General features: G+C 67.2%; 7 protein-coding genes and 2 pseudogenes. All 9 read left to right on the top strand.

All coding sequences use genetic code 11. From position 1 onward, the window contains the following. Positions 1–229 (top strand): annotated as a pseudogene (locus tag GTP90_RS36565) (flagellar basal-body MS-ring/collar protein FliF); the annotation flags it as partial. Beyond that, positions 213–1,259 (top strand): flagellar motor switch protein FliG, encoded by a 1,047-nt coding sequence (locus tag GTP90_RS34415; protein WP_161087729.1) that lies wholly within the window; start codon positions 213–215, stop codon positions 1,257–1,259. The pseudogene GTP90_RS36565 and the gene GTP90_RS34415, both read left to right, overlap by 17 nt. Then, the gene (fliH, locus tag GTP90_RS34420; RefSeq protein ID WP_161087730.1) at positions 1,256–1,966 is read left to right on the top strand and encodes a flagellar assembly protein FliH; all 711 of its coding nucleotides are present in this window, start codon (positions 1,256–1,258) and stop codon (positions 1,964–1,966) included. Before GTP90_RS34415 ends, fliH begins: the two co-directional genes overlap by 4 nt. Next, positions 1,963–3,273, top strand: a complete 1,311-nt coding sequence (fliI, locus tag GTP90_RS34425) for a flagellar protein export ATPase FliI (RefSeq protein ID WP_161087731.1) — start codon at positions 1,963–1,965, stop codon at positions 3,271–3,273. Before fliH ends, fliI begins: the two co-directional genes overlap by 4 nt. Continuing rightward, positions 3,270–3,701, top strand: a complete 432-nt coding sequence (fliJ, locus tag GTP90_RS34430) for a flagellar export protein FliJ (RefSeq protein ID WP_161087732.1) — start codon at positions 3,270–3,272, stop codon at positions 3,699–3,701. The genes fliI and fliJ overlap by 4 nt, the downstream gene beginning before the upstream one ends. Positions 3,702–3,800: 99 nt before the next feature. Continuing rightward, positions 3,801–5,213: a flagellar filament capping protein FliD gene (gene fliD, locus GTP90_RS34435; protein WP_161087733.1), complete on the top strand. Its 1,413-nt coding sequence runs from the start codon at positions 3,801–3,803 to the stop codon at positions 5,211–5,213. A 27-nt stretch (positions 5,214–5,240) separates the two neighbouring features. Beyond that, positions 5,241–5,630, top strand: a complete 390-nt coding sequence (gene fliS / locus GTP90_RS34440) for a flagellar export chaperone FliS (protein ID WP_117011509.1) — start codon at positions 5,241–5,243, stop codon at positions 5,628–5,630. Beyond that, positions 5,623–5,940, top strand: coding sequence for a hypothetical protein (locus GTP90_RS34445; protein WP_117011416.1), 318 nt, complete (start codon positions 5,623–5,625; stop codon positions 5,938–5,940). Before fliS ends, GTP90_RS34445 begins: the two co-directional genes overlap by 8 nt. Then, positions 5,937–6,429: pseudogene (locus GTP90_RS34450) on the top strand (flagellar hook-length control protein FliK); the annotation flags it as partial. The gene GTP90_RS34445 and the pseudogene GTP90_RS34450, both read left to right, overlap by 4 nt.

Here is a 6,429-nt window from a genome sequence, read left to right on the forward strand (position 1 = left end):
GGCCGGCCAGGCCGCGCCGGGCGCGCCGGGCGCAGCCCCTGCCCTGCCGGGCGCCCTGGTCCAGCCGGGCATGCCGGTGGTGCCGCTGCTGGAAAACTACGATCTGCCGCCGCCAGGTTCGGCCGTCGACGTCATGGTCGACCACCTGAAAGTACTGGCCGCCAAAGAACCGGAACGTGTCGCCGAAGTCGTCAAACAATGGATGCAGAAAAATGGCCGAACTCAATAACCCGCAGAACGACGAGGACTACGGCAACGCAGTCCACAACGCCCAGCTGTCGCCGGTGGAACAGGCTGCCATCGTGCTGCTGAGCATAGGCGAGGAGCCGGCCGCGGCCGTGCTGCGCTGCCTGACGCGCGAGGAATTGCTGGAAGTGACCCAGGTCATGTCGCGCATGAGCGGCATCAAGGTCGAGTCCGTCAAGACCGCGATGCAGACCTTCTTCGACGACTACCGCCAGCAGTCCGGCGTGCATGGCGCCTCGCGCAGCTACCTGAAGCGCTCGCTGGACCTGGCGCTGGGCGGCGACCTCGCCAACACCGTACTGAACAACATCTACGGCGACGAGCTGCGGCCCAAGATGGCGCGCCTGCAGTGGGCCTCGCCCAAGTGGCTGGCCGAGTACATCTCCAACGAGCACGTGCAGATGCAGGCGGTGTTCCTGGCCTTCCTGCCGCCGGCGCTGGCCGGCCAGATCATCGACGCGCTGCCGGCCGACGGCCGCGACCTGGTGCTGCTGAACCTGGCCCGCATGGAGGAAGTCGACCGCGACCTGCTGCTTGAGCTGGACGAGCTGGTGATGCGCTGCCTGTCGTCGTTCGATTCGCAGAGCACCAGCGTGGAAGGCATCCGCCAGGCCGCCGAGATCCTCAACCGCCTGCCGAGCAACCGCGCGCAGATGGTCGAGCTGCTGCGCGCGCACGACCCGGACGTGGTGTCCAAGATCGAGCTGTCGATGTACGACTTCTTCATCCTCGGCAACCAGTCCGAGGTGGCGATCACCCGCATCATCGAGGAAGTGCCGCTGGAGCAATGGGCGATCGCGCTCAAGGGCGCCGAAGTGTCGATCCGCGACGCCATCCTCAAGACCATGCCGAAACGCCAGGCCCAGGCCTTCGAGGACATGATGCGGCGCGCCGGCCCGATGCCGCTGTCGCGCATCGAGCAAACCCGCCAGGAAATCATGGCCACCGTCAAGGCGCTGGCCGACGTCGGCGAGATCGAGATCCAGCTGTTCGCCGAACAGGTGATCGAATGAAGCAGTTCCGCGCCTACCGCTTCCCGCCGCTGGCCCAGTTCACCAACCTCGCGCACCAGCGCGCGGTGGCGCAGAGCCACAGCCAGAGCGGCGACGGCGGCGCCCAGTGGGCCGCCTCGGTCAGCGAGGGCTTCGAACAGGGCCAGCGCGACGGCTACGAGATCGGCCTGGCCCGCGGCCAGGAGGACGGCTTCGAGGCCGGGCGCGCGTCCGGCCAGGAACAGGGCCGCGAGGAAGGCCGCCACGAAACCCTGGTGGCCTACGACCAGATGGCGCGCCCGGTCGACGCCATGCTGAAAAGCCTGAAGAAGCTGCGCTCCGACTACCGCGCGGCCCAGCGCAAGGAAGTGGTCGACCTGGTGGCCAAGGTGGCGCGCCAGGTGATCCGCGCCGAGCTGGCGCTGCAGCCGGTGCAGCTGATGGCCCTGGTCGAGGAAACGCTGGCGTCGATGCCGCCCACCCGCGAGGAGATCGACGTGTTCCTCAATCCGGAAGAGCTCAAGCGCATCGCCGAGCTGGACCCGAAACGTTCCAAGCGCTGGAACCTGATCCCGGATGCCCGCCTGGAAGTGGGCGAATGCCGCATCAAGGCCGGCGACAATGAAGTCGATGCCGGATGTCATCAACGTCTTGCGGCTGTCATGGAACAGGTCGATAATCAACTCCAAGCTGCCGACGGCGGCGATGAACCGGAGAGCGAAGAGTGATCGCTGACGCCTTACGCAATCTCGAACTGGGTTCCGTGCCCATGGCGACCCCGACCGGTCGCCTGGTGGGGGCGTCCGGTTTGCTGCTCGAGGCGGTGGGCTGCCCGCTGCACACCGGCCAGCGTTGCCAGATTGAGACAGTCGGCGGCGAGTGGCTGGACGCGCAAGTGGTGGGCTTCCGCGACAAGCTGTCGTTCCTGATGCCGTTCAAGAAGGCCATCGGCCTGACCACCGGCGCGCGCGTGCTGCCCTCCCCCGAAAAAGTGAACCTGCAGATCGGCTCCGGCTGGCTGGGCCGCATGGTCAACGGCCTGGGCGAGCCGATCGACGGCCTGGGCAAGCTGTCCGGCGACTTCCCGCTCGAACCGCTGCCGCCGCGCATCCATCCCTTGAAGAAAAAACCGGTCACCGAGGCGCTCGACGTCGGCGTGCGCGCCATCAACGCCATGCTGACCCTGGGCAAGGGCCAGCGGGTCGGCCTGATGGCCGGCTCCGGCGTCGGCAAGTCCGTGCTGCTGGGCCTGATGACCCGGCAGACCGTGGCCGACGTGGTCGTGGTCGGCCTGATCGGCGAGCGCTCGCGCGAGGTGCGCGAATTCGTGGAGATGTCGCTCGGCAAGGAAGGCTTGTCCAAGGCCGTGCTGGTGATCGCGCCGGCCGACGAGAGCCCGCTGATGCGCATCATGGCCACCGAGCTGTGCCACTCGATCGCGGCCCATTACCGCGACCAGGGCAAGAACGTGCTGCTGCTGGTCGATTCGCTGACCCGCTACGCGATGGCGCTGCGCGAGGTGGCGCTGGCGCTGGGCGAGCCGCCGGCCACCAAGGGCTACCCGCCGTCGGTGTTCTCGGCGCTGCCGCAACTGATCGAATCGGCCGGCAACGGCGAGAACCAGAACGGCAGCATGAGCGCGATCTACACCGTGCTGGCCGAGGGCGACGACCAGCAGGATCCGGTGGTCGACACCGCCCGCGCCGTGCTGGACGGCCACATCGTGCTGACCCGCGAGCTGGCCGAGCGCGGCCACTACCCGGCGATCGACATCGCCGCCTCGATCAGCCGTTGCATGGCCCAGGTCATCACCCACGAACACATGCTGGCGGCGCGCGCGCTCAAGGCCAGCATGGCGCGCCACGACCGCGTGCGCGACCTGATCCCGCTGGGCGCCTATGTGCCGGGCGCCGATCCGGTCACCGACAAGGCGGTGCAGCTGCACCCCAAGGTCGAGGATTTCCTGTGCCAGGGTACCAAGGAAGAAGCGCCGTTCGCGCCGTGCGTCCACCAACTTGAAAAGCTGATGACATGAGCCAACACAACATCCGCAACCTGACCACGCTGGTGGCCCTGCGCAACACCGAGGTGGAGCGCCTGCAGACCGAGCTGGCGGAGAAGGAAAGCCTGCGCGAGCGTTATCAGAAAAACCTGGAGCGCCTGACCGGGCTGTACACCAACAGCGGCCCCAGCGGCAACCTGCATCCCGCGCTGGCCGGCAATTGCGGCGACTACAAGCAGGCCGTGATGCAGATGGCCGACAGCCACCGGCTCGACCTGCACATGCACGAGGCCGACATGGCGGTGTCGCAGCAGGCGCTCAACGCGGCCTGGGCCAAGCGCGAGGTGCTGGGCAAGGTGCTCAGCAAGCAGCAAAAAGTGGTGCTGGCCCAGCAAAATGTCCAGGAACGCAAGCAACAGGACGAATTGGCAACACAACTGTGGATACGCGGCCAAAAATAGCGCTGTGGCGAAAAAAAGTTAGGAATATTTTCATAGGGAAACGATTAAGGTCGCCTTATATCAGGGTACACTTCAATCATCCTTACCGGGAGCACGATCATGGCAGTCATCAGCAGTCCAACCTACGACCCGCAAACCACGGCGACCAACCTGGCCAACGCCTATGTGGCGCCGACCAAGGCCAACCTGGACGCCCGCAATGCCCAGGCGACCGCCACCGTCTCCGCCCTCACCACGCTCGGTAGCGCGCTGAGCGCGTTCCAGTCGACGATCCAGTCGCTGGTGACCGGCACGGCCAGCGTCAGCGCGGCGGCCGCCACCAGCAGCAACACCGCGATCGCCACCGGCACCGCCAGCGCCAACGCCGTGGCCGGCACGTACTCGTTCTACGTCGAGCAGCTGGCCACCGCCGGCCAGGTGTCGTACAACGTCAACGACAGCGCCGCCACCAGCGCCGGCTCGCTGAAGGTGATGCTGGCCGACGGCTCGAACTTCCAGGTCGACCTGGCCAACGCCGACAGCAATATGGACGGCAAGCTGTCGGCCAAGGAAATCGCCGCCGCGATCAACGTGGCCGCCACCAACAATTCCCGCGTCACCGCCTCGACCATGACGGTCAACGGCCAGACCAAGCTGGTGATGACCTCGACCCAGACCGGCGCCGACAACGCGGTGGCCTCGATCGACGTCACCGGCCTGGCCGACGCCGGCCTGCAGTCGGACCTGTCGACCCAGAAGGTCGAGTCGGCCGCGAAGGACGCCATCGTCTGGATGGGCGACCAGAACACCGGCACCAAGGTGACCCAGGCCTCCAACACCTTCAGCACCATCGACAACGTCAAGTTCACCGTCAAGCAGGCGCAGACGGCGGGCGCGACGCCGGTGCAGCTGACCATCGGCCCCGACAACAGCGCCACCACCGCCAACGTGCAAGCCTTCGTCGACGCCTACAACAAGCTGCTGGGCGTGTTCAAGACTGTCACCGCGGCGGGCGACCACACGCCGACCTCGCCCACCGACAGCACCCCGCGCTCGTCCGACGCCGCGCTGCACGGCGATTCCGGCGTGACCGCGCTGCGCGCCGCGCTGAACTCGGCGCTGCGCGCCGTCACCGGCGGCAAGTCGCTGATCAGCTTTGGCATCACCGCCGCGCGCGACGGCAGCTTGTCGCTGGACTCGGCCCGCCTGCAGAAAGCCGTGGCCGCCGATCCCGGCAAGATCGACACGCTGTTCGGCCGCGCCGGCCTGGCGGCCGACGCCGGCGTGCTGGGCAAGATGAACAAGCTGGTGACCACCTGGACCAATTCCGCGACCGGCCTGATCGGCAGCCGCAAGACCGCCGCCAGCAAGGTGCAGGACGACGTCGCCAAGCGCCAGGTGGCGCTGCAGACCCAGTTCGACAATTCCTACAAGCGCTACCTGGCGCAGTTCAGCGCGCTGCAGCAGCTGCAGTCGTCGATGACCAGCACGTCGAACATGTTCACGGCGATGTTCTCGCCAAGTAATAACTAACGAACCACAACCCGTACGGTGAACACCATGTTGAACCACGAAGCTTACAGCAGTTATCACTCCACCAATCTGGACGCCCAGGTGGCACGGGCGTCGCCGATCGAACTGGTGCTGGTGCTGACCGACGGCTTGCTCGAAGAGCTGGCGCGCGCGCGCGGCCACATCGTCGGCAAGCGCTACGAGCTCAAGGCCAACAGCCTGAACAAGTGCACCGACATCATCAACGGTCTGTCGAGCTCGCTGGACTTCGACAACGGCGGCGAAGTGGTGGAAAACCTCGGCCGCCTGTACGACTACTGCGCCGGCCGCCTGTACACGGCCGGCGTCAGCCTGGACCCGACCATCATCGACGAAGTGACGACGTTGCTGACCACCATCAAAAAGGGCTGGCTGGGTGTACAGGCCAAAAATGGATAGGCAACGCACCTTGCTGCAGCTGGCGCAGAAGATGAGCGCCGCCATCGCGTCCCAGGACTGGAAGACGCTGGCGGCGATTAACACGTTAATGGCCACCGCGCTGCCGCAGATGGCGGCGCAGGGCCAGTGGAGCAGCAGCGAACGGGCCGCCCTGGCGGCGCTGCGCGGGCTCCACGAACAAGCGGTACAGGCATGCAACGCCGCCACCGAGGACCTCGGCCGGCGCTTGCACGACATGCAGGCCAACAAAGAAGGCTGGCTGGCGTACGCGCTGGACAGCGAACAGTTAGAAACCGGAATCCAAGCATGAGCATGACACTCTCGAACGCCACCGCCGCGGCCAAAGCCGCGAAAGCCGAACTGACCGCTCCGGTGGCCGCCAACCATGGCGGGCTCGACAGCATGCCGACGCGACAGGCCAGCCCCGACGGCGGCGCCACGGTGCCCCGGGTTCCCCCCAAGTCGCCGCCGCTGACCGGCAACGGCAGGAACCAGCAGGCCAGCGCCAGGCCGGCCCCCGGCCCGCGCAGCGCCGTCCCCGCCAGCCAGAACGACCCGGTCAGCCATCCGGCCCGCGACGCCGCCGAGCCGGCCGACGAGACCCAGGAGCGCGCCCCGCTGTTCGCCCAGCTGCTGCAGCTGACCGATCCGCTGGCGCTCGACACCGAGGCCAGCGCGGCCGGCGCCGATGACGCCACCGATGCCGGCGCCACCGCCGCCACCGACGCGCTGGTGCCCGCCATGGTCGGCGCACTGCTGAACAGCGCCATGCCGGCGCCAGTGCCAGCGGCCGCCAGCG

This window comes from Duganella vulcania, from assembly GCF_009857655.1.
Classification (GTDB): Bacteria; Pseudomonadota; Gammaproteobacteria; order Burkholderiales; family Burkholderiaceae_D; genus Rugamonas; species Rugamonas vulcania.